Source organism: Catellatospora sp. TT07R-123, assembly GCF_018327705.1.
Classification (GTDB): Bacteria; Actinomycetota; Actinomycetes; order Mycobacteriales; family Micromonosporaceae; genus Catellatospora.
Window position 1 is genome coordinate 3,065,779 of record NZ_BNEM01000001.1, and the last position, 22,472, is coordinate 3,088,250.

Genomic DNA, 22,472 nt, shown 5'->3' on the forward strand with positions numbered 1-22,472 from the left:
CGAGTCCGAAAGCAACGCGAAACCGGACATCGCACGCCAAGGGGTAGGTAGGTAAGGATGAACATTCTCGGCATCGACCACCTGGAGTTCTACGTCGGTGACGCCCGCCAGACCGCTTACTATCTGTGCACGGCGTTCGGCTTCCGCATCTGCGGGCAGGGTGGCCCCCAGACGGGCCTGGTCGACCAGCGCTCACTGCTGCTCCAGCACGGCGACATCCGCATCGTGCTGACCTCGGGCCTCGTGCCCGACCATCCCGCCACCCAGTACGTGGGGCGCCACGGCGACGGCGTGGCGATCGTCGCCTTCGAGACCGACGACGCCGCCGGGCTGTACGCCGAGGTGGTCGGCCGCGGCGCCGCGGCCCTGACCGCCCCCGCCGAGTACGCCGACGCGGACACCCGCGTGGTCACCGCCAGCGTCTCCGGCTTCGGCGACGTCACCCACCGGCTGGTGGAACGGCACGGCGCCAGCTGGGAGTTCATGCCCGGCGCGATCGAGATGACCATGGCGGAGCAGTCGTTCGACGGCGACCTGCTCAAGGTCATCGACCATCTGGCGGTCTGCGTCCCGGCCGGGGACCTGTCCGCCACCTCGCGGTTCTACCAGGACGTGTTCGGGTTCGCCGAGATCTTCGAGGAGTACATCGAGGTCGGCGGCCAGGGCATGGACTCCAAGGTGGTGCAGAGCCCGTCGCGCCAGGTCACGTTCACGCTGATCGAGCCGGACCTGACCCGCCGCCCGGGCCAGATCGACGACTTCCTGTCCTGGCACGCCGGGGCCGGGGTGCAGCACGTCGCGTTCCGCACCGACGACATCGTCACGGCGGTGCGCACCTTCGGCGAGCGCGGCGTCGGCTTCCTCAGCACGCCCGGGGCCTACTTCGACGCGCTGGAGCAGCGGCTGAGCAGCGTCGACCTGCCGATCGCCGAGCTGCGGCAGCTCGGCGTGCTGGTCGACACCGACCACTACGGCCAGCTGTACCAGATCTTCACGCAGTCCATGCACGTACGCCGCACGCTGTTCCTCGAGCTGATCGAACGGCACGGCGCTCTGACCTTCGGCAGCAGCAACATCAAGGCTCTGTACGAGGCCAAGGAGCGCGAGCTGGGCGTCTCCGCCGAACAGGCGGCCACCCGCGACCACGCCGGGCTCGCGACCGCATGAGCCGGCCCACCCCCTCCACCCCGACCGCCGAGGAGCACATCATGGGTGAACAGTTCACGCTGACGGACGAGGAGCGCGAGCTGCTGCCCTCCGACGAGGACGTCGCGTTCTACGCCGAGCACGGCTGGTACCTGTCGAAGAAGCTGTTCACCGACGCGGAGGTGGACGAGCTGGTCGACGCCAGCGAGCGGTACTACGCCGGGGAGCGCAGCCGGTCGCTGCCGATGCGGCCGCGGCGGCTGGCGTACTGGGAGCCCACGCACGGTGCCGTGCAGCGGCACAACGACTACGTGCACTACGAGCACGACGGCCTGGCCAAGCTGCTGCGCAAGCCGCTGATCGGCGCGGTCGCCGCGCGCCTGGCGCAGGCCGACGAGATCCGCGTCTTCCAGTCGACGCTGATCTTCAAGCCGCCGCGCCCGGAGGAGCCGACCAACATCGTGCCGTGGCACTTCGACCGCCACTACTGGGCGTCGTCGACCTCGGAGCGGATGCTGACCGCGTTCATCCCCTTCCACGACTGCGGCGAGGAGATGGGGACGATCACCATGGTCGACGGCAGTCACCGGTGGGAGGAGATCGGCAACAACGACTCCACCGCCAAGCACTTCGCCGAGCGCGACAAGGAGGACCTGGAGGTGCTGCTGACCCGCAACGCGGAGTACAACGGCACGACGGTCCGCAAGATCCCCATGATCATCCCCAAGGGCCACATGAGCTTCCACCACTGCCGCACGTACCACGGCAGTGCGGGCAACCACAGCGACCGCCCACGTCGCGCCGTCTCCCTGCACCTGCAGGACGGCGAGAACGAGTTCCGCCCGTACGCGCTCAGCGACGGCACCGTCGTCGGCTACAACCACGACGAGCTGGTACGCACGACCCCCGACGGACGTCCCGACTACGCCGACCCGGATTACTGCCCGGTCCTCTGGCGCCGGTGATCGAACACAACCCTCCACATATCCAGGGAGAAAGCAATGTCGCGTTACGACTGGGGTCAGACACACCCGGGCATCACCCGGCTCGAAGAGGCGGTGAGTGACGCCCGCACCGGGGTCGTCACCCACCCCCTGTACGCCGCTCTCGACAACCACGAGGCGATCGTCACGTTCATGCAGCACCACGTCTTCGCGGTGTGGGACTTCATGTCCCTGCTGAAGTCGCTGCAGCGCAACCTGACCAGCGTCACCGTGCCGTGGATTCCGAGCGGCTTCACCGGCAGCCGCCGGCTCATCAACGACATCGTGCTGGTCGAGGAGAGCGACGAGCTGCAGGGCGGCTTCATCAGCCACTTCGAGCTCTACGTCGGCGGCATGGACCAGGCCGGCGCCGACACCAGCGTCATCAACCACTTCATCGACCTGCTGCGCACCGGCAGCACGGTCGAGTCGGCGCTGACCGAGGCGAACGTCAACCCGGTCTCGGCCGAGTTCGTGCGCACCACCTTCAAGTTCATCGAGACGCTGCCGATCCACTGCCAGGCGGCGGCGTTCGCGTTCGGCCGCGAGGACCTGATCCCGGACATGTTCCAGCAGGTCATCAAGGTGAACCAGGAGGGCGGCAAGCTCGACACGTTCGTCGACTACCTGGCCCGCCACATCGAGGTCGACGGCGAGGAGCACACGCCGATGGCCATGCAGATGGTCACCGACCTGTGCGGCGACGACGACACCAAGTGGGCGCAGGCCGCCGAGACCGTCAACGCCGCGCTGGCCGCGCGCCAGCAGCTGTGGACCGGCATCCTGGCCGCGATCAACGCGGGCTGAGGTCGTACCCCCCTTTTTCGATCGTGGCTCACAACCGGCACCCGCCGGTTGTGAGCCACGATCTACCGCACCGGAGCGAACGTGAACGAAGCACTGGCCCGCCGCAAACTACTGGGCATCCTCTCCGGCTCCTGGGTCGCCCAGGGCGTCTACGCCCTGGTCAAGCTCGGGGTGCCCGACCTGATGGCCGCCGGGCCGGTGCCGGTCGAGGCGCTGGCGCACCAGTGCGGCGCCGACCCCCGCGCGCTGGGCCGCCTGCTGCGCGCGCTGACCATGATGGGCCTGTTCACCCAGCCCTCCCCCGGCGTGTACGGCCTCACCGCCACCACCGAACTGCTGCGCGCCGACGTGCCCGGCTCGGTCCGGCTCAACGCGCTGATGCAGGGCGACCAGGTGTTCCGCTCCTTCGCCGAGATCATGCACACCATGCACACCGGCCGGCCCGCCTTCGAGGCGGTCTACGGCCGGGGCTTCTACGACTACCTGGGCGACGACCCCGAGGCCGCGGCGGTGTTCCACCAGTCCATGGCCGACGAGCAGCCGCCCGCGTCGCTGGACGCCTGCGACCTGGCCTGGGCCAGGACCGTCGTCGACGTCGGCGGCGGCAACGGCAACCTGCTCGCCCGCCTGCTGGAGCGGCAGCCGGACCTGCGCGCGGTGCTGGCCGAGCTGCCCGAGGCCGTCCTCGCCGCCCGCTCGCGGCTGGCCGAGGCGGGCCTGGCCGACCGGGTCGAGTTCCACGAGGGCAGCTTCTTCGACGGCGTGCCGGCCGGGGCCGACGCATACCTGCTGGCCCGGGTGCTGCACAACTGGAACGACGAGAACGCGCTGCGCATCCTGGCCCGGGTGCGGGCGGCGGTGCCGCCGCACGGGCGGATCGTGGTGCTGGAGGAGCTGCTGCCCGAGCAGGAGACCCCGAACCGGCCCGGGGCCGGGCTCGTCGACCTGCTGATGCTGGTCACCCAGGAGGGCCACGACCGCACCGAGGGCGAATACCGCGAGCTGCTGGTCAAGGCCGGATTCGAGATCGTCGCGGTACGGCGGGCCGACAGCTCGCCGACCTCGGGAGCACTGGAGGCGCGGCCGGTATGACAGACGAGTCGATGTACCGCACCATGCGGCTGATCCGCCGGTTCGAGGAGCGTTCCATCGAACTGGTGCATTCGGGGCACATCGTCGGCGGGATCCACCCGTACATCGGGCAGGAGGCGATCGCGGCCGGGGTGTGCGCGGCGCTGCGCGGCGACGACATCATCACCAGCACCCACCGCGGCCACGGCCACGTGCTGGCCAAGGGTGCCGACCCGGTGCGCATGCTGGCCGAGCTCACCGGCCGTGCCACGGGCCTCAACCAGGGCCGGGGCGGCTCGATGCACGCCGCCGACTTCAGCAAGGGCATCTACGGCGCCAACGGCATCGTCGGCGCGGGCGGCGCCATCGCCGCCGGGGCGGCCTGGGCGCACCGCAACGACGGCAGCGACCGGGTCACCGTCAGCTTCTTCGGCGACGGCGCGGTCAACCAGGGCGTGCTGCTGGAGGCGTTCAACCTGGCCGCCCTGTGGCGCCTGCCCGTGCTGTTCGTCTGCGAGAACAACGGGTACGCCACCACGCTCACCGTGGCCCAGGCCGTGGCGGGATCCATCACCGCCCGCGCCGAGGCGTTCGGCATCCCGTCGGTCAGCGTCGACGGCACCGACGCCCGTGCCGTGTACGACGCCGCCCGCGAAGCCGTCGAGCGCGGCCGCGCCGGGGGCGGCCCGAGCTTCATCGAGTGCACCGCGTACCGCTTCGACGCCCACCACACCTGGGAGCACAAGGCCCGGGTCCGCTACCGCAGCGACGACGAGGTGGCCGCCGGCCGCTCCCGCGACCCGCTCGACGTGCTCGACCTGCCCGCAGACGTACGCGGGGCGATCGACGCCGAGATCGAGGCGCTGCTGGCCGAGGCGGTCGCGTTCGCCCTGGACAGCCCCGCCCCCGACCCGGCCGGGGCCCTGGACCACCTGTACGCGACCGGCCTGCGCACCCGCGACGGCATCGGACTACTCGACTCGGCGGTGCGTTGATGGCGAAGCTGTCCTACCTCAAGGCCCTGTCCCGGGCGCTGAACGACGAGATGGCCCGCGACGAGCACGTCTGCGTGCTCGGCGAGGACATCGGCGTCGCCGTCAACAACGTCACCACCGGCCTGCTGGCGAAGTACGGCCCGCAGCGGGTGGTCGACACCCCGCTGTCGGAGCAGGCGTTCACCAGCTTCGCCACCGGCGCCGCGCTGGCGGGCAAGCGGCCCGTCATCGAGTTCCAGATCCCGTCGCTGCTGTTCCTGGTGTTCGAGCAGATCGCCAACCAGGCGCACAAGTTCTCGCTGATGACCGGCGGGCAGGCGAAGGTGCCGGTCACCTACTTCGTGCCGGGCTCCGGCTCGCGCAGCGGCTGGGCCGGGCAGCACTCCGACCACCCGTACGGCCTGTTCGCGCACGTCGGCGTGAAGACCGTGGTCCCCGCGACGCCCGAGGACGCGTACGGGCTGTTCCTGAGCGCGATCCGCGACGACGACCCGGTGGTGCTGTTCGCCCCGGCCCAGGCCCTGGGCGTACGCGCCGACGTGGACATCGCGGCACTGGACGCGGTGCCGCTCGGGGTCGGCCGGGTGCACCGGGAGGGCACCGACGTCACCGTGGTGGCGGTCGGGCACCTGGTGCAGGACGCGCTGGCCGTCGCCGAGCAGCTGGCCGACCAGATCTCGGTGGAGGTCTTCGACCCGCGCACGCTGTACCCGTTCGACTGGGCGGGGCTGGCGGCGTCGGTGCACAAGACCGGGCGCCTGGTCGTCATCGACGACTCCAACCGGATGTGCGGCATCGCGGGCGAGATCCTGGCCACCGCGGCCGAGGAGATGCGGCTGACGGTGCCGCCCAAGCGGGTCACCCGGCCCGACGGCGCGGTCCTCCCGTTCGCCCGCGAACTCGACCTCGCCGTCCAGCCCCACGCCGACCAGCTCCTGACCGCCATCCAGGAGGTATACAAGTCCTCGCCCCGTTGAACACCGGAGTGGAGGAACCGCCGTGACCGCACCATCGCACTGGCGAGTCGTTAAAGCGGCAGCCCACGAGATCGATCCCACCTGGGACAGCGAGGAGCGCATCGAGCGTCGCGCACGCATGCGCCGCCGCATGCTGCGGGAACAGCGAGCGGCCGCCGGGCAGACGCCCGACGGCCGCGATGCTGCTTCCGATCAGTAGACGCTCACGCCGTAGACGGCGAGGGGCTCGGTGACGGGCTGGAAGTAGGTCGTGCCGCCCGAGGTGCAGTTACCGCTGCCGCCGGAGGTCAGGCCGAGCGCGACGGTGCCCGCGAACAGCGAGCCGCCGCTGTCGCCGCCCTCGGCGCAGACCGTGGTGCGGATCAGGCCGGTCACGGTGCCCTCGGCGTAGTTGACCGTCGCGCCCGTGGCGGTGACCCGGCCGCTGTGCAGGCCGGTGGTGCTGCCGCTGCGGTACACGGTCTGGTTGACCACGGCGTTGCCCGCGCTGGTGATGTCCTGCGAGGTGCCGTTGTACAGGTTCACCGTGCCGGGGTGGGCGATGGCGGCGTTGTCGTAGCGGACGAGGCCGTAGTCGTTGCCCGGGAAGCTGGTGCCGACGCGGGCCCCGATGAGGTTCGTGCGGGCCGAGTCGGTGTACCAGCTGGCCGACAGGTTGGTGCAGTGGCCGGCGGTGAGGAAGTAGTACGTGTTCCCGGCGCGGACGTTGAAGCCGAGGGAGCACCGGTAGCCGCCGCCGTAGATGGCGTCGCCGCCCTGGAGCAGGCGGCTGAGCGTGCCGGCCTCGTGCACGACGCGGACCGCGTCGCCGAAGCGGGCCACGACCGCGTTGAGCCGGGTCAGCTTCATGCCGGTCACGGTGCTGTCGGCGGTGACCACGACCTGGTTGCTCACCGGGTCGACGGCCCAGCTGGTGCCGGGGATGCGGGCCAGCCGGTCCAGGTCGGCGCGGGCGGCGTCGAGCTGGGCGGCCGAGTGCTTGACGACCTTGGCCACGCCGCCGGCGGCGCGGACCTTGTCGGCGGCGGCCGCGTCGGTCACGGTGACGACCATCCGGCCGTCGTCGCCGAGGAACGCGCCGGGGGACGCGAGGTCGGCGGCCAGGGCCGCCGCGGCGGTGGGCGACAGCGGGGCGGGGGCGGCGTGGGCCGGGGCGGTCGCCAGCATGCTGCCGGCGAGCAGGAGGGCGGCGACGCTCACGGTGGCGCGGCGGCGCAGCGGGTGGGTGGTCAGTTGCACTGGTCCTCCTCGGGGTTGTGGCGCGTGGGGTGGCGCGCCGGAGGTCTGACCGCCTTTGCCCGGTTAGGCATAGAACGGTCAAGGCAACATGCTTCCAAATACAGCAAGTATCTTCAATATTTGCGGCGATAGATGAATGTGCCAACGTTGCGTGACGCGGGAACCGCCGCCGTTCCCGCTGCGTCCCTCGACCATCACGCCCGCGCCCATGGGGCGCCCGCGCCCACGCCGCCGCACGGCCGCCGGGCGATCGTGCAGTTTCGGGGAAAGTGCAGGAAAAGGGGCCAGGATTCCAGCACTTTCCCCGAAACTGCACCGATCACGAGCGCGCCCCGCGTCGGCAGACGCGGGGCACGGGGCGGGGCGGGGCGGGGACGGGACCGGGCGGCGGCGCGGCGTGGCGGAGCGCGGCGGTCAGCGGCCCAGGTGGGTGCCGAGGCGGCGGACGGTGAGGGCCGCGCAGATGCCGTGGCTGCGCAGGTTGCCGTGCAGGCCGTCGGCGCTGTAGCTGTCCGGGTCGCGCTCGGCGGGATGCCCGGTGCAGTCGACGTGCAGGGTGCCCAGGCGCGCGCCGAGGGCGGCGGTACGCTCGGAGAGCATCCGCATCCGCCCGCCCACCTGCGGTTTCACCGCGATCGGGAACGACGGTGCGAACGACACGTCGAACATGCCGACCGTGATCACGTCGGCCCCGGCGGCCCGCAGCGCCGTGATCATCGCGGCGAGCTCGTCGTCCACCTCTTCCGGCTGGTACGACTTGCGCAGCGCGTCGTTGCCACCGGCCACGACCAGTGCCAGGTCGGGACCGAACCGCAGCGCCCGCTCCAGCTGCGTGGCCCGGACCTCGGCGGCGCGCAGCTCGCGCACGCCGAGGTTGAGGTAGACCAGGTCGGGCTGCTGCGCGGCGAGCTCGGCGCGGATGCGGTCGCACCAGGCCAGCTCGACGTAGCCGGGCACCGGGTCGCCGACGCCGGAGGCGACGCTGTCGCCGAGCACCGCGAACCGCTTCCACGGATGCCCGGCCAGCAGCCGCGCCGACTCCCCCGGCGCCAGGCAGTACGGATCGGCGGCCTCGGCGAGCTGGTCGTACCCGGCGAGCGGGCCGTCAGCCGCCATGGTTGGCCTTGCCGCGCGGGTCGGGCTGGGCGGGCAGGCGCACCTCGCTCAGCTCGGCCATCTCCGACAGCCCCGCCAGCTTCGCCTCCAGCTCGGCCAGCTCGTTGCGCATCCGCTCGGCCTGGCGCGTCGCCTCGGTCTGGTCGGCGGCCAGCGCCTCCTCGACGCTGCGGCGCACGCCGGGCACGTCGAGCAGAGTCAGCATGCTCAGCGCCTCGGAGCTCTTCACCAGGTGGCGGGCGCCGAGCAGGTTGCGTCCCTTGCGCACCTCGACCAGCCACTGGCCGTTGGCGTACGCGAGGGTGACCGCCAGCCGGGCGGGCAGCCGCGCCGCACCCGTGAGCACCGCCGGGGCGTCCACGTTGAGCTGCCGCCAGGTGCGGTACACGAACACCGGCAGCAGCAGCGCCACCAGGTACGCCCCCACGGCGACGGCGAGCGCGACGCGCAGTTCGTATCGGCCGGTGACCCAGCCGCCGGCCACGGTGCCGACGGGGATGCCCAGGTAGGCGACGGCCGCCGCGTAGCCGCCGATGCGGCTGCGGATCGGGGCGGGCACCCGGTGCGACAGCAGCGTGCCCAGCGCGGGCGTCACCGACGACATGGTGGCGCCGGACAGGAAGGACACGACGACGACCAGCAGCAGCACCGGCCGCAGCCCGTCGAGCACGGCCAGGGTGCCGCCTCCGGCCAGGAAGCCCAGCGCCACCAGCAGGTAGCGCATCGGCTCGCGGGCCAGACCCGACAGCACCACCGCGCCGGTGACGGCGCCGAGGGCGAACGCGCCGCCGAGCAGGCCGAGCAGCGCCGGTTCGCGCAGGGCCTCGCCGACCCAGACCAGCACCAGGATCACGGCACCTGCCTGCACCAGCAGGTTGGTGCAGAACAGCACCGCCGCCAGGCGGCGCACCAGGCCGTCGGAGCGCAGTTCCGCCAGGGCGCCGCGGCGCAGGTCGCGGCGCGAGGTCCGCGCGATCGGCGGCGCCTGGTGGTACGGGTTTGCCGACGGCTGCCCGCCCACCGTGGACTGGGGCGCGGTCTGCGCCGCAGCCGGGCCGCCGGACTGCTGGGGCTGCCGCTGGGCGGGCACGGTCGCCTCGACGGGCTCGTCGGCGCCGTCGACGTCGTGCACCTCGACCGGCTCGGTGACCACGTCGCGCGAGCTCGCGGCCGCGCGGGTGCCCGGGTCGGCCGGCAGCACCTCGCCGACCATCGCCTCGGACACCGGTTCGGGCGCGGGCGCGGTGCGCACCGACGCGGCGTACACGGTCAGCGCGGCCGCGGCCGCGCACACCAGCGCGGTGCACCAGAGCACGCCGGCCGGGCCGAGCCAGACGGCCAGGCCGCCCGCGGCCACGCCGACGCAGACCAGCAGCACCCACTGGACGCCGGTGACCAGGTCCGACCGCGGCGCCCGGGTCGCACCCGGGCCGGACTCCCGGCGCAGCGCGTCCTTGGTGCGGTCGCTGAGCGCGCGCAGCGCGCCGACGCCCGCGGCCAGCCCGGCCACGGCCGCGACGGGGGCGGTGGGCAGCGCGAAGAACGCGAGCCCGGCCAGCGCCGCCGCCGACAGCAGATCGAACACGACGGTGGCCGGGCCGGTGTCGCGGCTGCGGTCGGCCAGCCGGGTGCCCAGCGGACCCGCCACCAGGTATGCCAGCAGCTGCGCGGCGCCGACGATGCCGACGCGGACCAGCGCGGCGCGGTCGGGGTCCTGCGCGGCGAGCACCAGCCACGCCACGGCCAGGAACGACACCCGGGTGGCCAGTGTGGACACCGCGTCGGCGGCCAGCACCGCCAGCGTGCCGACTGGCTGGGCGTCCTCGTCGGCCTCGGGCTCGACCAGCGTATCGGGGATGGACATCATGCCTCCTGAACGCCCGCGAGGTAGCGCTCGCGCAGCGCCTTCTTGTCGACCTTGCCCGACTCGGTGAGCGGGAACACGTCGATGAACTCGATCTGCTGCGGCGCCCACATCGCGTTGAGCTCGGCGGCGGCGTGCGCGCGCAACTCGTCGCCGGTGACGGTGGCGCCCTCGGCGGGCACCACGTACGCGAAGACGGACTCGCCCTCCAGCTCGTGCGGAACGCCGATCACGGCTGCGGCGCGCACCTGCGGGTGGCCCGCCAGCGCGTCCTCGACCGGGCGGCAGAAGACGTTGGTGCTGCTCAGACCGGTCACGATCATGTCCTTGACCCGGTCGAGCAGGTAGAGGTAGCCGTGCTCGTCGAGGCGGCCCACGTCGCCGGTGCGCAGCCAGCCGCCGACCAGCGTCTGCTCGGTCAGCTCCGGCATGCCCCAGTACCCGGCCATCAGCAGCGATCCGGAGACCCACACCTCGCCGACCTCGCCGGCGGGCAGCACCCTGCCGTCCTCGTCGCGGACCTCGACCTTGACGTCGCCGTAGGGCACGCCGCAGGAGGCCAGCCGCTCCGGGTGCGCGGGGTCGTGGTCCAGATTGGGCATGGCGGTGATGAACGGGGACTCGCTCATGCCGTACACGATGCGCATGACCGGGCCGAAGCGGGCGATGGCCTGGGTGAGCCGGGCCGGGGCGGCCGCGGCGCCGGAGACGGTCAGCGTCAGCAGGCTGCTGAAGTCGGCGTCGGCCGACGCCGGGTCGTCGAGCAGCACGTACATCAGCGGCGGCGCGAGCAGCGTGCTGTTGATGCGCTCCCGCGCGATGGTCTCGTAGAACACCGGGTATTCCAGGCCGTCCTGCAGGAACGCGGTGCCGCCGCTGAACAGGGTCATGAACAGCGCGGTCTGCGCGCTGACGTGCCAGGTCCCGGCGATGAGCAGGTGGCGCAGCAGGGGCGCGCCGCTGGCCAGGTAGAACTCCGACAGCAGGTGCAGCGCGGCGAAGAACGTGTGCCGGTGGTGCACCAGCTTCGGCGAGCCGGTGGTGCCGCCGGTCTGGAAGAGCGAGCTGGGCTCGGCGATGACCTCGGCGGGATCGAACGGCAGCTCGGTCGCCTTGTCCGCGGTCAGGTCGGGCCCGGCGCCGCCGGGGCCGAAGCAGAGCACCGGGCGCGGCGCCGCGAGCTCGGCCAGCTCGCCGCCCATCTTGGCCAGCAGCACGGCGTCGTACACGAAGAAGTCGACCTCGGCCAGGTCGAGGAAGCCGCGGCGGAACCGGTCGGGGGCGTTGTTGGCGATCCACGCGGTGCGGCAGCCGAGCAGATGCGCGGCCAGCTGGAGGAAGACGGACTCGGACGGGTTGCGGGCGAGCACGCCGATGGCGCTGCCTGGCCGCACCCCGTGCCGCCACAGCGCGGCGGCCATCGCGACCACCTCGGCATGCAGCTCCGCATAGGTGTATCTGTGTCCGTCGACGCCTACCAGCGCCTCGGCGTCGCCGTACTGCGCGAACAGCGTCAACGCCCGGCGGGCGTAGTTGGATGCGGGATCAAAGGTCAGCTCGCCCACGCGACGTCACCCCTGTTTGGTCAGGTTTCCAGCGGATTCGCTGGTGGCAGCCACTTCCCGCGGTAGGGGCGCGGCCTACGCGGGGACGATACCGGGGCGTCGGTGGATCGGCTACTGGCACTTCGCATCGATCTAATCTGCAATCGGGACATTTGACAACGCAAACGTCTGGTGTGGATCGGCAGGCCGACCGGCCGTTCCCCCCTGCGCCCGAAGCGGCTTACACTGCCGGTCTGGCGCCCCACCGGTGATCGACGGGCATGGACCCCCGTATCGCACCGGCCCGCCGTTCGCACTGTCCCCCAGTGACCGAGAGGCCTGCCCACCATGAACAGCCCCCGGCAACGCCAACTCCTGATGGCCCTGGTCACGATCGTGGCAGTGGGCTCGACCCTGCTGGTCGCGACCGCCAACAGCAAGGCCGTGGCACCCGAACCGGAGCGGTGGACCGGTTCGTGGTCGGCCGCGCTGACCGCCGCGGGGGCGGGCAAGTCGAAGGACGGCTTCGCCGACCAGACGATCCGGATGTTCGTGCACACCTCCGTCGGCGGCACCGCCGCGCGCATCCGGCTGTCCAACCGGTTCGGCACCGCGCCGCTGACCATCGGGCACGCCACCGTCGCGCTGCCCTGGCCCGAGGCGGGCCCCGGCGACATCAAGCCCGGCTCGGCGATCGACGCCACGTTCAGCGGGCAGCGTTCCATCACCATCCCGGCCGGCGGCAGCGCGGTCAGCGACCCGGTGCACATGGAGGTGCCGAAGTCGCAGGACGTCGCGGTCAGCCTGTACGTCCCGGTCGCGTCCGGTCCGGCCACCTGGCACGTGTACGCCCGCGAGACGTCCTTCATCGGCCAGGGCGACCACGCCAACGACGCCAGCGGCGCCAAGCTGCCCGAGACCCGCAACAACTGGTACTACCTGACCGGTCTCGACGTGCTCAACCGCTCCGGCCAGGGCTCGATCGTGGTGCTGGGCGACTCCATCACCGACGGGTTCCGGTCGACCGTCAACGCCGACCACCGCTGGACCGACTACCTCGGGTGGCGGCTCAACAAGGAGGCGCCGGGCGGCAAGGCCCCCGGCGTCCTGAATTCGGGCCTGGCGGGCAACCGGCTCACCCTCAACGGCAGCGACGGCGGCTTCAACGAGCTCGGCATGAACGGCTCGGCGCGGTTCCACTTCGACGTGCTCGGGCAGACCGGGGTCCGCACCGTGATCCTGGAGCTGGGCATCAACGACGTCTGGCTCAGCCAGGACAACGCCGACAACATCATCGCCCGCCTCCAGGCGATGTCCCAGCTCGCGCACCAGTCCGGCCTGAAGATCATCATGTGTACGCTGAGCCCCTGGAACGCGTTCGAGTCGGCGCCCGGCGTGGTGGCCTACACGCCGACGCTGGACTCGGTGCGGCTGACGGTGAACTCCTACATCCGCACCACCACCGACTTCGACGCGGTCATCGACTTCGACGCGGTGCTGCGCAACCCGGCCGACCCGTCGAAGCTGCGCCCCGAGTGGGACAGCGGCGACCACATCCACCCCAACGACAAGGGCAACGAGGCGATGGCCAACGCCGTCCCGCTCGACCTGCTCCTGCTCGACGAGGACGAGGACCTGCGCTGACATGGCCGCCGAGGTCTCGCTGGCATCGCTGCACACCGACGAGGTGCGGCGCGATCCGTACCCGTTCTACGCCGCACTGCACGCCCGCGGCCCGGTCTGCCGGGTCGCGCCCGGCGACCGGTACGCCTTCGTCGTGCACGGATACGACGCGTCGGCGCACGTGCTGCGGGACTCGGCCACGTTCAAGGTGATGGACGAGACCCTCATGGGCACGCCGCCGACCTGGGCGGACGACCGGGCGCTGGCCGTCTTCATGAACTCGGTGTTCTTCACCAACGCGCCCCGGCACACCCGGATGCGCAAGATGTTCAACCAGGCGTTCACCCCGCGCCGGATCAACGCGCTGGAGCCGGCGATCGACCGGCTCACCGCGGACCTGCTCGACCACCTGGCCGCGCAGGCGGCCGGGGGCAGCAAGGTGGATTTCATGGCGGAGTTCGCGTTCCCGCTGCCCGCCAACGTGCTCGGGGAGCTGCTCGGGGTGCCCGAGGAGCGGCGCGCCTGGTACCGGCCCCGGGCGATGGCCCTGGGCGCGATCCTGGAGCTCGGCGGCAGCACCCCGGCCAACGTCGCCGCCGCCAACACCGCCTCGGAGGAGATCACCGCGTACTTCGGGGAGCTGGCCGCGGCGCGGCGGGCCGACCCGCGCGACGACATGATCACCGCGCTGGTGCAGGCCCTGGAGTCCGACGGCGACCAGCTCAGCGAGCACGAACTGCTGGCCAACCTGATCGTGGTGTTCAACGCCGGGTTCGTCACCACCACGCATCTGCTGGGCAACGGCCTGACCCTGCTGCTCGACCGCCCCGACGAGCTGGCCCGCCTGCGCGCCGACCCGGCCCTGGCCCCCCAGTACGTCGAGGAGATCCTGCGCTACGAGGTGCCCACGCACTTCTCGGTGCGATACACCGCCGCCGACACCGAGGTGGCGGGCGTGGAGATCCCGAAGGGAAGCTGGGTGCTGGTGCTGCTTGCCGCCGCCAACCGCGACCCGGCGCACTACGCGGACCCGGACGTCTTCGACCCGACGCGCACCGAGGCCTCCACGCTCAGCTTCGGCGGCGGCGCCCACTACTGCCTGGGCGCGGCGCTGGCCCGGCTGGAGGGGCAGCGCGGGCTCACCATGCTGCTCGACCGGTTCGCCGACATCAGCCTCGCCGAACCCCCCGGCACCCCGCGCCAGCTGATGCTGCGCGGCCACGACCAGCTCTGGGTCACCCTCGCCTGACCCCCGCCGCCCTCCCCGGGGGGCGGACGGGGCGGACGGCGGGCGGGATCGTGCAGTTTCGGGGAAAGTGCACGAATGCGGGCCAAGATTCCCGCACTTTCCCCGAAACTGCCGCTCGGCTCAGACGGCCGGGGGCTCGCCCGACGTCACCGCCGGGCGGGGCGGGAGCTCGCTCTGGATGCGGCGCCAGTGGTAGATGTACACCGGCACCGCGATCAGCAGCATCGTGCCCGAGCTGACCAGGCCGAGCACCGAGTTGCGCCGCTGCGAGTCCTTGGCCTGCTGTTCCAGCCGCTGCTGCTCCTCCGGGCTGATCTTGCTGTCGGGCGCGATGTAGCCGTACCCGTAGCCGGGGTCGGGGTACAGCAGCTCGACCGTGCCGCGGACCAGGCTCACCGCGGCGAAGAGCGAGATGATGAGGGTGATCAGGCAGACCAGGTACAGGTACAGGTTGCGCAGGGTCATCCGGTCGCCGATGGACATAACCGCTCCCCTTCCAGCCCACCCCGGGCGAGGCGGGCACCTGCGCACATTGTCCGCCGCCGATGGCGGCCGCGCGTGGGGAACGGGGCCGGAATCAGCGGCCGATCAGGTTGAGCCCGATCGTGCAGAGGACCGACAGCAGCAGCGAGATCACGATCATCGCCAGGCAGCCCCAGGCGCCCCCAAGCGGCCTGACCTCGACATTCCCGATCCGCATGCACGCCCCCTCCCGACCGATCCTCCCCCACCCCGCCCGTCCCCACGCCCGATCCCGCCCGAAACCCGCGATCACGTTCCGTTGATCGCCGTCAGCGGTCAAAACGCCCGCTTCAGCGGCAGATCCTGACCGAAGACGACGATCACCCACCCACCCGGAGGCGGGGGTCAGGCTTGGGAGGCGGCCAGGGCGGCGCCGACGATGCCGGCGTCGTTGAGCAGGGCGGCCGGGACCAGCGGGGTGCGTACGTCGATGTGCGGGAGGAACTTCTCCGCCTTCTTGCTCACCCCGCCGCCGATGATCATCAGATCGGGGTTGAGCAGGCGCTCCAGCTCGCGCAGGTAGTCCTGCACGTTCTTGGCCCACTCCTTCCAGCCCAGGTCCTCGACCTCGCGGGCCTGCGCCGAGGCGTGCAGCTCCGCGTCCCTGCCGTGCAGCTGGATGTGGCCGAGCTCGGTGTTGGGCACCAGCCGGTCGTCGATGAAGACGGCGCTGCCGATGCCGGTGCCGAAGGTGAGCATGATGGTGACGCCCTTGCGGCCCTTGCCCGCGCCGTACGTCATCTCGGCGATCCCGGCCGCGTCGGCGTCGTTGAGCACGACCACGGGCAGGCCGAGGGCCTCGGTGAACAGGTCGCGGGCGGGCGCGCCGAGCCACGAGTGGTCGACGTTGGCCGCCGTGCGCGTGACGCCGTTCTGGACCACGCCGGGGAAGGTGACCCCGACCCGCTCCACGCCGGAGAACCGCCCGGCGACCTCCGCCACCGTGGCCACGACGGCGGTCACGTCCGAGGGCTGCGGGGTCTCCAACCGCACCCGCTCCTCGGCGAAGCCGCCCTGGTCGAGGTCGACCGGCGCGCCCTTGATGCCGGAGCCGCCGATGTCGATGCCGAGGATCGCCATGCGGCCAGTCTATGCGGCCGCCGCACGCCGTACGGCCTCGATCGAGGCGGCGACGTCGGCGTCGTCGGTGGACCAGTTGCTGACCGACACGCGCAGCACGTCACAGCCCTGCCAGTGCGAACCGGACATCCAGGCGGTGCCGTCGGCGAGCAGCCGCCCGGTCACCGCGCGGGTGCGCTCGTCGCTGCCGAAGCTCACGCAGACCTGGGTGAACACGACGTCGTTGCAGACGCGGGCACCCTCGATCGCGCCGAGTCCGGCGGCCAGGGCACGGGCGTTGCGGGCGAGCCGGTCCACCAGGTCGGCGACGCCGTCGCGGCCGAGCGAGCGCAGCGCGGCCCATACGGGCACGCCCCGGGCGCGCCGGGAGAGCTCGGGGACGCGCTCGTGCGGGTCACCGGGGCCCTCGGTGCCCGCGTGGACCAGGTAGCTGGCCCGGGTGCCGAAGGCGGCGCGCAGCGCGGCGGGCCGGGCCACGACGGCGATGCCGCAGTCGTACGGCACGTTGAGGGTCTTGTGCGCGTCGGTGGCCCAGGAGTCGGCCAGGTGGTGGCCGTCGAGCAGGTGCCGGGTCGACGGGGCGGCGGCCGCCCACAGTCCGAACGCGCCGTCGACGTGCACCCAGGCACCGTGGCGGCGGGCGAGTTCGCAGGCGGCGCCGATCGGGTCGTACGCCCCGGAGTGGACGTTGCCCGCCTGGAGGCAGACGATCGTCGGCCCGGACCCGGCGGCCAGTTCGCGTTCGAGGGCGTCCAGGCGCAGCCGTCCCTGCTCGTCGGCCTCGACCGGGGTCGGGGCGCCCAGGCCCAGGTAGCGCAGGGCGAGGTCGACGGTGGCGTGGCGCTCGGCGCCGACCAGCACCCGGACGCGGGGCGCACCGGTGAGGCCGTCGCGGTCGAGGTCCCAGCCCGCGTCGGTGAGCACCTGCTGGCGCCCGGCGGCCAGGCCGGTGAAGTTGGCCATGGTGCCGCCGGTGACGAAGCCGACGTCGGACCCGGCGGGCAGGCCGAGCAGGTCGAGCAGCCAGTCCCCCGCCACCTCCTCGGCCGCGGCGGTGCCGGGGGTGGCGTACCGCATGCCGCTGTTCTGGTCCCAGGTGCTGACCAGCCAGTCGGCGCCGAGCGCGGCGGGCAGCGTGCCGCCGATGACCCAGCCGTAGAAGCGGCCGGACGGCATCGTCATCAGGCCGGGCTCGATCTCGCGGGCCAGCAGGTCGACGACCTCGGCCGGGTCGGTGGGGGCGGCGGGCAGCGGGCCGCCGAGGCGCTCGCGCAGCTCGTCGGCGTCGGCGCGGGGCGGGATGGGCCGGTCGGGCACGGCCGCGAGCCAGTCGTGGGCGTGGGCGGCGGCGCGGGCCAGTGCGGCCTGGTACTGCTCCGGGCGAGCGGTCATGGGTCCCAGTCTGCCGCGTCCCGGACGGCCCGCCGAGCGCCACTTCGCGATTCGTGGCTGCGACTGGGAGCGCTCTCACGCTAGCGTCGCGATCATGCCGAAGATCCGCCCGTACCGTTCCTCCGATCGCGACGCCGTCTACGAGATCTGCATCCTGACCGCCCACAACGGCGGCGACGCCCGCCCGCACTACGCGGACCCGGGCATCCTGCCCGAGATCTTCGCGGGCCCGTACGTCCACCTCGACCCGCAGTTCGCCTTCGTCCTGGCCGACGAGCAGGACCGGGCCGTCGGCTACATCATCGCCACCGGCGACACGAAGCGGTTCACCGAGCGCTTCCGCGACGAGTGGCTGCCGCTGGTGGCCGACCGCTACCCGCCGCTGGACGGCGAACCGGCCACGCCGGACGAGGTCATGCGGTGGCTGCTGCACTGGCCGGAGCGGATGGTCGTGGACGCGCTGGCCGGCTACCCGGCGCACCTGCACATCGACCTGCTGCCGGAGTACCAGCGGCAGGGCTGGGGCCGCCGGTTCGTCGACACGCTGGCCGGGGCGCTGGCCGCCGCCGGGGTGCCCGCGGTGCACCTGGGCATGGTCACCGAGAACACGGCCGCGCGGGCCTTCTACGACCGGATCGGCCTGCACGTCATCGACGTCCCGGACGCGGGGGTGCTGACCTACCTCGGCCTGAAGCTGAGCTGAATTCGCACTTTCCGCCACTGTAGACGGTCCGATGGTCGCTTGTTACCTCAGCGATACATCTAAAAACTGTCCTACATCATGACCGGCGGCATCTCGTTGCAGCCCCTGCGCTCGGCGCAGGGGCGGGCAAACCCCTACCCCTTCTACGCGCACCTGCACACCCTCGGCGGCCTGGCCCTGGTCGGCGGCGAGGACGAGCGCTACGACGTCGTGGTGCACGGCTACGACGCGGTGCAGCAGGTGCTGCGCTCGCCGGACTTCCTGACCGTGGACGCGCGCCACCTCGACCGGAGCATGCCCGAGTGGCGCGCGCACCCGTCGCTGACCACGCTGCGCGCCTCGATGTTCTTCACCAACGCGCCCGACCACACCCGGGTGCGCCGCCGGTTCAGCCGCGCCTTCACCGCGCGCAGCCTGCACAGCATGGGCCCGGCCATCACCCGGATGACCGACGACTTGATCGACCGGATGCTGGCCCGCAGCGCGGACGGCACGGCGGTGGACTTCATGGCCGAGTTCGCGTTCCCGCTGCCCAGCAACGTCGTCGGGGAGCTGCTCGGGGTCCCCGAGCTGGACCGGTCCTGGTTCCGCCAGCGGGTGCTGGACTTCGGCGCCGTGCTGGAGCTGGGCGGGCGCACCGAGGAGAACCTGCGCCGGGCCGACACCGCCGCGGGCGAGCTGATGGCGTACTTCGCGGACCTGGTCGCCGCGCGCCGCGCCGAACCCCGCGAGGACCTGGTCAGCGCGCTGATCGCCGACGAGGACGCGGACCTGCTCAACGAGACCGAGCTGCTGGCCAACCTGATCACGGTGTTCAACGCCGGCTTCGTCACCACCACCCACCTGTTCGGCAACGGCCTGGTCCTGCTGCTCCAGCGGCCGGACCTGCTGGCCGCGCTGCGCGACGACCCGGCCCTGGCCGCCGGATACGTCGAGGAGATCCTGCGCTTCGAGCCGCCGGTGCACTTCGTGGTGCGCTGGGCCGCGCGCGAGGCGGAGATCGAGGGGGTGCGCATCCCCGCGGACGCGATGATGCTGGTGCTGCTCGGGGCCGCCAACCGCGACCCGCGCCGCTACCCCGACCCGGACGCCTTCGACCCGTCCCGCATCGACAGCCAGCCCGCCAGCTTCGGCGCGGGCGCCCACTTCTGCCTGGGCGCGGCGCTGAGCCGCATCGAGGGGCAACTGGTGTTCCCGCACCTGCTGCGGCGACTGCCGGACCTGGCCCTGGCCGCCCCGCCCGGCGACCGGCGCGCGCTGATGCTGCTGGGCTACGACACCCTGCCCGTGACCGTGGGCAGCGGCAAGGACTGATGATGACCTGGCACATCGCGTTCCTCAACGCACCCACCATCGGCGAGGTGTTCCCGACGCTGGCCATCGTGGCGGAGCTGGTGCGACGCGGGCACCGGGTCAGCTACGCCACCGGGCAGGCGCGGGCCGAGGTGGTCACCGCGATGGGTGCCACCGTGGTGCCGTACGAGTCGAGCCTGCCCGACGAGTCGGACCCGGGGCTGCTGCCGCCGCGGCCGGTCGACTACTTCAACACGATGCGCGGCGGCTTCCTGCGCGAGGCGCGGACCACCTTCCCGCAGTTCGAATGCCTCTGCCTGGCCGACCGGCCGGACCTGCTGGTCTACCACACGCAGGCGTTCGCGGCCCGCATGCTGGCGGTCAAGCACCGCATCCCGGCGGTGCAGCTGTGGACGTTCATGGCGGCCAACCCGCAGTGGTCCATCGGCAAGCACCTGGGCCTGGCCGCCGCCGGGCAGGCCGGGCTGGACGAGCACCAGCGGCGCCTGGACGCCCTCGCGACCGAGCAGGGCTGCGACCCCGAAGAGGTCCGCGCGTACGAGCCGCGCCGGCACCTGATGCTGTACCCGCGCCTGATGCAGTTCCGGCACCTGAACTTCGACGGGCGCTACCGCTTCGTCGGGCCGTGCGTCGGGGAGCGGCCGTTCCAGCAGCCGTGGCAGCCGCCGGAGCCGGACCGCCCGGTGGCGCTGGTGTCGCTGGGCACCGTCTACAACCGGCTGCCGGGCTTCTACCGCACCTGCGTCGACGCGTTCGCGGGCACGGACTGGCAGGTGGTGCTGTCGCTGGGGTCGCGCACCGACCCGGCCGAGGTCGGCCCGGTGCCGCCCAACGTGCACGTGGCGGAGAGCGTGCCGCAGTTGCAGGTGCTGCGGCACGCGCGGGTCTTCGTCACGCACGCCGGCATGGGCGGGTCCCTGGAGGCGCTGCGGGCGGGCGTGCCGATGCTGACCCTGCCGCAGACGCCGGAGCAGCAGGTCAACGCGCTGCGGCTGGCGGAGCTGGGCGCAGCCCGGCCGCTGGACCCGGCCCTGCTCACCCCGGCCTACCTGCGCGGGGCGGCCGACGCGGTCGCGGGCGACGCGGCGATGCGGCACAAGCTGCACCGGCTCAGCCACGAGGTGCGCGCCTGCGGCGGGGCGACCCTGGCCGCGGACCTGATCGAGGCGGAGCTGCCGGTCCCGGTCGCTTGACTGTAAGGATTCCTTACTTTTACCGGCCGGCGACAGGGCCGCCGGGTCAGCGCGCGGCGGTCGACGGCGCCCGCCGCGCGCGCAACGCCTTCTTGTCGACCTTGCCGACCTCGGTGAGCGGCAGGTCGTCCAGGAACTCCACCACGTGCGGCGCCCACAGCTCGTTCAGCTCGGCCACCGCCCACTCGCGCAGTTCGGCCGGGGTGATCCCGGCGCCGGGGGCGGGCACGACGAAGGCGTACACCGCCTCGCCCATCCGCTCGTGCGGCACGCCGATCACGGCCGCGGCGCGCACCTGCGGGTGGCGGCTCAGCGTGTCCTCGACCGTCCGGGAGTACACGTTCGTCGAGGTCTCCCCCGTGACGATCATGTCTTTGGCCCGGTCGACGAGGTACAGGTAGCCGTCGGTGTCGAAGCGGCCCAGGTCGCCGGTGCGCAGCCAGCCGTCGACGATGGTCTGCCGGGTCAGCTCGGGCTGGCCCCAGTATCCGGCCGTCATCAGCTGCGCCGACACCCACACCTCGCCGACGGTGTCGGTGTCGACGGGGCGGCCCCGGTCGTCCCGCACCTCGACCCGCACCCCCGGATAGGGCCGCCCGCAGGAGGCCAGCCGGTCCGGGCGCGCCGGATCGGCCGTCACGTTGGGGTACGCGGTGATGAAGGTGGCCTCGCTCATGCCGTACACCGGGCGCACCACCGGGCCGAACCGCTCGATCGCCTGCGCCAGCCGCACCGGCGAGACCGCGCTGCCCGCGCACGACAGCGTGACCAGGCTGCTGGTGTCGGCGGTGGCCAGGCGAGGGTCGTCGAGCACCCGCGCCAGCATCGGCGGCGGCAGGATCGCACTGCTGATCCGCTCCCGCTCGACGGTGTCCAGGAACGAGCCGGGCTCGAACCGGTCGTGCAGCACCAGCAGCCCGCCGGTCCACAGCGTGATCATCGCGGCGGCCTGCTGGCTGGAGTGCCAGAACCCGCCCACGGCCAGGTGGCGCAGCGCCGGGCCGCCCGCGGCCTGGTAGCCGTCGGCGGCGGCGCGCACCGCCTGGAAGAAGGCGTGCCGGTGGTGCACCAGCTTCGGGCGGCCGGTGGTGCCGCCGGTCTGGAACAGCGACTGCGGCTCCCGCCCCGGCGGCGGCACGGTCGGCGGGGCGCCCGCCGGCGGCGCGGCGGTCAGGTCCAGCCCGACACCCGCGCCGAAGCTGAAGATGTGCAGGTCACCGGCGTGCTCGGCCAGTTCCTCGCCCAGCGCCGCGTGGGTGCGGGGGTCGTAGACGAACGCGTCGACGTCGGCCAGGTTCAGGTAGTCGGCGCACAGGCGCGGCGGGGCGTTCGGCGCGATCCACACCGAGCGTGCTCCCAGCAGGTGCAGCGCGAGCTGGGCCTGCACCGACTCCGGCGGGTTGCCCGCCAGGACCGCCACCGCCGTGGACGAGCGCACACCGTGATCGTACAGCAGCGCGGCCATGGCGCGGGTCCCGGCGGCGAGCTCGGCGTACGTCAGCCGCCGCCCGCCGTGGACGACCGCCTCGGCCTCGCCGTATCCGTCGAAGACCACCAGTGCCTGGGCGGCATAGTTGTCCAGCTCCACGACGGAGCCTCCCGTCTCGCCTCGACCTGGCCGCGCAGCCTGTCGACGCTGGCGAGGCGCGCGCTC

21 protein-coding genes are annotated in these 22,472 nt (G+C 72.5%); 12 read left to right on the forward strand and 9 right to left on the reverse strand.

What is annotated here, in order from left to right:
- Nucleotides 1-57: 57 nt before the first annotated feature.
- The 7 genes from hppD (at nt 58) to Cs7R123_RS13080 (ending at nt 6,178) form a co-directional block, all read left to right on the forward strand.
- On the forward strand, nt 58-1,167 hold the full coding sequence (gene hppD / locus Cs7R123_RS13050; protein WP_212826424.1) for a 4-hydroxyphenylpyruvate dioxygenase: 1,110 nt from the start codon (nt 58-60) through the stop codon (nt 1,165-1,167).
- A 41-nt stretch (nt 1,168-1,208) separates the two neighbouring features.
- Nucleotides 1,209-2,111: a phytanoyl-CoA dioxygenase family protein gene (locus Cs7R123_RS13055; protein ID WP_212826426.1), complete on the forward strand. Its 903-nt coding sequence runs from the start codon at nt 1,209-1,211 to the stop codon at nt 2,109-2,111.
- A gap of 36 nt (nt 2,112-2,147) precedes the next feature.
- The gene (locus Cs7R123_RS13060; RefSeq protein WP_212826428.1) at nt 2,148-2,936 is read left to right on the forward strand and encodes a DUF3050 domain-containing protein; all 789 of its coding nucleotides are present in this window, start codon (nt 2,148-2,150) and stop codon (nt 2,934-2,936) included.
- An 81-nt stretch (nt 2,937-3,017) separates the two neighbouring features.
- On the forward strand, nt 3,018-4,028 hold the full coding sequence (locus Cs7R123_RS13065; RefSeq protein WP_212826430.1) for a methyltransferase: 1,011 nt from the start codon (nt 3,018-3,020) through the stop codon (nt 4,026-4,028).
- Nucleotides 4,025-5,002, forward strand: a complete 978-nt coding sequence (locus Cs7R123_RS13070; protein WP_212826432.1) for a thiamine pyrophosphate-dependent dehydrogenase E1 component subunit alpha — start codon at nt 4,025-4,027, stop codon at nt 5,000-5,002. Before Cs7R123_RS13065 ends, Cs7R123_RS13070 begins: the two co-directional genes overlap by 4 nt.
- On the forward strand, nt 5,002-5,979 hold the full coding sequence (locus tag Cs7R123_RS13075) for an alpha-ketoacid dehydrogenase subunit beta (RefSeq protein WP_212826434.1): 978 nt from the start codon (nt 5,002-5,004) through the stop codon (nt 5,977-5,979). The genes Cs7R123_RS13070 and Cs7R123_RS13075 overlap by 1 nt, the downstream gene beginning before the upstream one ends.
- Before the next feature lie 22 nt (nt 5,980-6,001).
- A complete protein-coding gene (locus tag Cs7R123_RS13080) occupies nt 6,002-6,178 on the forward strand; it encodes a hypothetical protein (RefSeq protein ID WP_212826436.1) in 177 nt (58 codons plus the stop codon).
- Here the strand turns inward: Cs7R123_RS13080 and Cs7R123_RS13085 are convergent.
- The 4 genes from Cs7R123_RS13085 to Cs7R123_RS13100 form a co-directional block, all read right to left on the reverse strand.
- Nucleotides 6,172-7,218 (reverse strand): S1 family peptidase, encoded by a 1,047-nt coding sequence (locus Cs7R123_RS13085; protein WP_374706940.1) that lies wholly within the window; start codon nt 7,216-7,218, stop codon nt 6,172-6,174. The two genes, Cs7R123_RS13080 and Cs7R123_RS13085, sit on opposite strands and share 7 nt — an antisense overlap.
- 414 nt (nt 7,219-7,632) lie before the next feature.
- Nucleotides 7,633-8,334: an SGNH/GDSL hydrolase family protein gene (locus tag Cs7R123_RS13090; RefSeq protein WP_212826438.1), complete on the reverse strand. Its 702-nt coding sequence runs from the start codon at nt 8,332-8,334 to the stop codon at nt 7,633-7,635.
- Nucleotides 8,324-10,198 carry an MFS transporter gene (locus Cs7R123_RS13095; protein ID WP_212826440.1) on the reverse strand — a complete coding sequence of 625 codons (1,875 nt, stop codon included), beginning with the start codon at nt 10,196-10,198 and terminating at the stop codon, nt 8,324-8,326. The genes Cs7R123_RS13090 and Cs7R123_RS13095 overlap by 11 nt, the downstream gene beginning before the upstream one ends.
- Nucleotides 10,198-11,754, reverse strand: a complete 1,557-nt coding sequence (locus tag Cs7R123_RS13100; RefSeq protein ID WP_212829133.1) for an AMP-binding protein — start codon at nt 11,752-11,754, stop codon at nt 10,198-10,200. Before Cs7R123_RS13100 ends, Cs7R123_RS13095 begins: the two co-directional genes overlap by 1 nt.
- A gap of 390 nt (nt 11,755-12,144) precedes the next feature.
- On the opposite strand from Cs7R123_RS13100, the gene Cs7R123_RS13105 reads away from it, so the two are divergent.
- Nucleotides 12,145-13,386, forward strand: a complete 1,242-nt coding sequence (locus Cs7R123_RS13105; RefSeq protein ID WP_212826442.1) for a GDSL-type esterase/lipase family protein — start codon at nt 12,145-12,147, stop codon at nt 13,384-13,386.
- A 1-nt stretch (nt 13,387) separates the two neighbouring features.
- Nucleotides 13,388-14,614: a cytochrome P450 gene (locus tag Cs7R123_RS13110; RefSeq protein ID WP_212826444.1), complete on the forward strand. Its 1,227-nt coding sequence runs from the start codon at nt 13,388-13,390 to the stop codon at nt 14,612-14,614.
- Nucleotides 14,615-14,734: 120 nt separating this feature from the next.
- On the opposite strand, the gene Cs7R123_RS13115 is transcribed toward Cs7R123_RS13110, so the two are convergent.
- The 4 genes from Cs7R123_RS13115 to Cs7R123_RS13125 all read right to left on the reverse strand — a co-directional run bounded on the left by Cs7R123_RS13115 (nt 14,735) and on the right by Cs7R123_RS13125 (nt 17,608).
- Nucleotides 14,735-15,097, reverse strand: a complete 363-nt coding sequence (locus tag Cs7R123_RS13115; protein ID WP_212826446.1) for a hypothetical protein — start codon at nt 15,095-15,097, stop codon at nt 14,735-14,737.
- A 94-nt stretch (nt 15,098-15,191) separates the two neighbouring features.
- Complete coding sequence (locus Cs7R123_RS40720) at nt 15,192-15,314, reverse strand: hypothetical protein (RefSeq protein ID WP_280517292.1); 123 nt, start codon at nt 15,312-15,314, stop codon at nt 15,192-15,194.
- Between the two features lie 167 nt (nt 15,315-15,481).
- Nucleotides 15,482-16,216, reverse strand: coding sequence for a polyphosphate--glucose phosphotransferase (gene ppgK, locus Cs7R123_RS13120; protein WP_212826448.1), 735 nt, complete (start codon nt 16,214-16,216; stop codon nt 15,482-15,484).
- A 9-nt stretch (nt 16,217-16,225) separates the two neighbouring features.
- Nucleotides 16,226-17,608, reverse strand: a complete 1,383-nt coding sequence (locus Cs7R123_RS13125; protein WP_212826450.1) for a pyridoxal-dependent decarboxylase — start codon at nt 17,606-17,608, stop codon at nt 16,226-16,228.
- Nucleotides 17,609-17,702: 94 nt separating this feature from the next.
- Between Cs7R123_RS13125 and Cs7R123_RS13130 the strand changes: the two genes are divergently transcribed.
- The 3 genes from Cs7R123_RS13130 (at nt 17,703) to Cs7R123_RS13140 (ending at nt 20,818) form a co-directional block, all read left to right on the forward strand.
- Nucleotides 17,703-18,311, forward strand: coding sequence for a GNAT family N-acetyltransferase (locus Cs7R123_RS13130; protein ID WP_212826452.1), 609 nt, complete (start codon nt 17,703-17,705; stop codon nt 18,309-18,311).
- 78 nt (nt 18,312-18,389) lie between these two features.
- Entirely contained in the window at nt 18,390-19,625 is a 1,236-nt protein-coding gene (locus Cs7R123_RS13135; RefSeq protein WP_212826454.1) for a cytochrome P450, read from the forward strand.
- A gap of 2 nt (nt 19,626-19,627) precedes the next feature.
- Nucleotides 19,628-20,818: a macrolide family glycosyltransferase gene (locus tag Cs7R123_RS13140; RefSeq protein ID WP_212826456.1), complete on the forward strand. Its 1,191-nt coding sequence runs from the start codon at nt 19,628-19,630 to the stop codon at nt 20,816-20,818.
- Nucleotides 20,819-20,864: 46 nt separating this feature from the next.
- On the opposite strand, the gene Cs7R123_RS13145 is transcribed toward Cs7R123_RS13140, so the two are convergent.
- Nucleotides 20,865-22,406 carry an AMP-binding protein gene (locus tag Cs7R123_RS13145; RefSeq protein WP_212826458.1) on the reverse strand — a complete coding sequence of 514 codons (1,542 nt, stop codon included), beginning with the start codon at nt 22,404-22,406 and terminating at the stop codon, nt 20,865-20,867.
- Nucleotides 22,407-22,472: the final 66 nt, after the last annotated feature.

What these genes read in the sequence shown, in the direction of transcription:
- Cs7R123_RS13135 (WP_212826454.1), top strand. Translation starts at nt 18,390, where the DNA reads ATGACCGGCGGCATCTCGTTGCAGCCCCTGCGCTCGGCGCAGGGGCGG.
- Cs7R123_RS40720 (WP_280517292.1), bottom strand. Translation starts at nt 15,314, where the DNA reads ATGCGGATCGGGAATGTCGAGGTCAGGCCGCTTGGGGGCGCCTGGGGC.
- Cs7R123_RS13070 (WP_212826432.1), top strand. Translation starts at nt 4,025, where the DNA reads ATGACAGACGAGTCGATGTACCGCACCATGCGGCTGATCCGCCGGTTC.
- ppgK (WP_212826448.1), bottom strand. Translation starts at nt 16,216, where the DNA reads ATGGCGATCCTCGGCATCGACATCGGCGGCTCCGGCATCAAGGGCGCG.
- Cs7R123_RS13075 (WP_212826434.1), top strand. Translation starts at nt 5,002, where the DNA reads ATGGCGAAGCTGTCCTACCTCAAGGCCCTGTCCCGGGCGCTGAACGAC.
- Cs7R123_RS13060 (WP_212826428.1), top strand. Translation starts at nt 2,148, where the DNA reads ATGTCGCGTTACGACTGGGGTCAGACACACCCGGGCATCACCCGGCTC.
- Cs7R123_RS13090 (WP_212826438.1), bottom strand. Translation starts at nt 8,334, where the DNA reads ATGGCGGCTGACGGCCCGCTCGCCGGGTACGACCAGCTCGCCGAGGCC.
- Cs7R123_RS13055 (WP_212826426.1), top strand. Translation starts at nt 1,209, where the DNA reads ATGGGTGAACAGTTCACGCTGACGGACGAGGAGCGCGAGCTGCTGCCC.
- Cs7R123_RS13110 (WP_212826444.1), top strand. Translation starts at nt 13,388, where the DNA reads ATGGCCGCCGAGGTCTCGCTGGCATCGCTGCACACCGACGAGGTGCGG.
- hppD (WP_212826424.1), top strand. Translation starts at nt 58, where the DNA reads ATGAACATTCTCGGCATCGACCACCTGGAGTTCTACGTCGGTGACGCC.
- Cs7R123_RS13125 (WP_212826450.1), bottom strand. Translation starts at nt 17,608, where the DNA reads ATGACCGCTCGCCCGGAGCAGTACCAGGCCGCACTGGCCCGCGCCGCC.
- Cs7R123_RS13140 (WP_212826456.1), top strand. Translation starts at nt 19,628, where the DNA reads ATGACCTGGCACATCGCGTTCCTCAACGCACCCACCATCGGCGAGGTG.
- Cs7R123_RS13095 (WP_212826440.1), bottom strand. Translation starts at nt 10,198, where the DNA reads ATGTCCATCCCCGATACGCTGGTCGAGCCCGAGGCCGACGAGGACGCC.
- Cs7R123_RS13130 (WP_212826452.1), top strand. Translation starts at nt 17,703, where the DNA reads ATGCCGAAGATCCGCCCGTACCGTTCCTCCGATCGCGACGCCGTCTAC.
- Cs7R123_RS13115 (WP_212826446.1), bottom strand. Translation starts at nt 15,097, where the DNA reads ATGTCCATCGGCGACCGGATGACCCTGCGCAACCTGTACCTGTACCTG.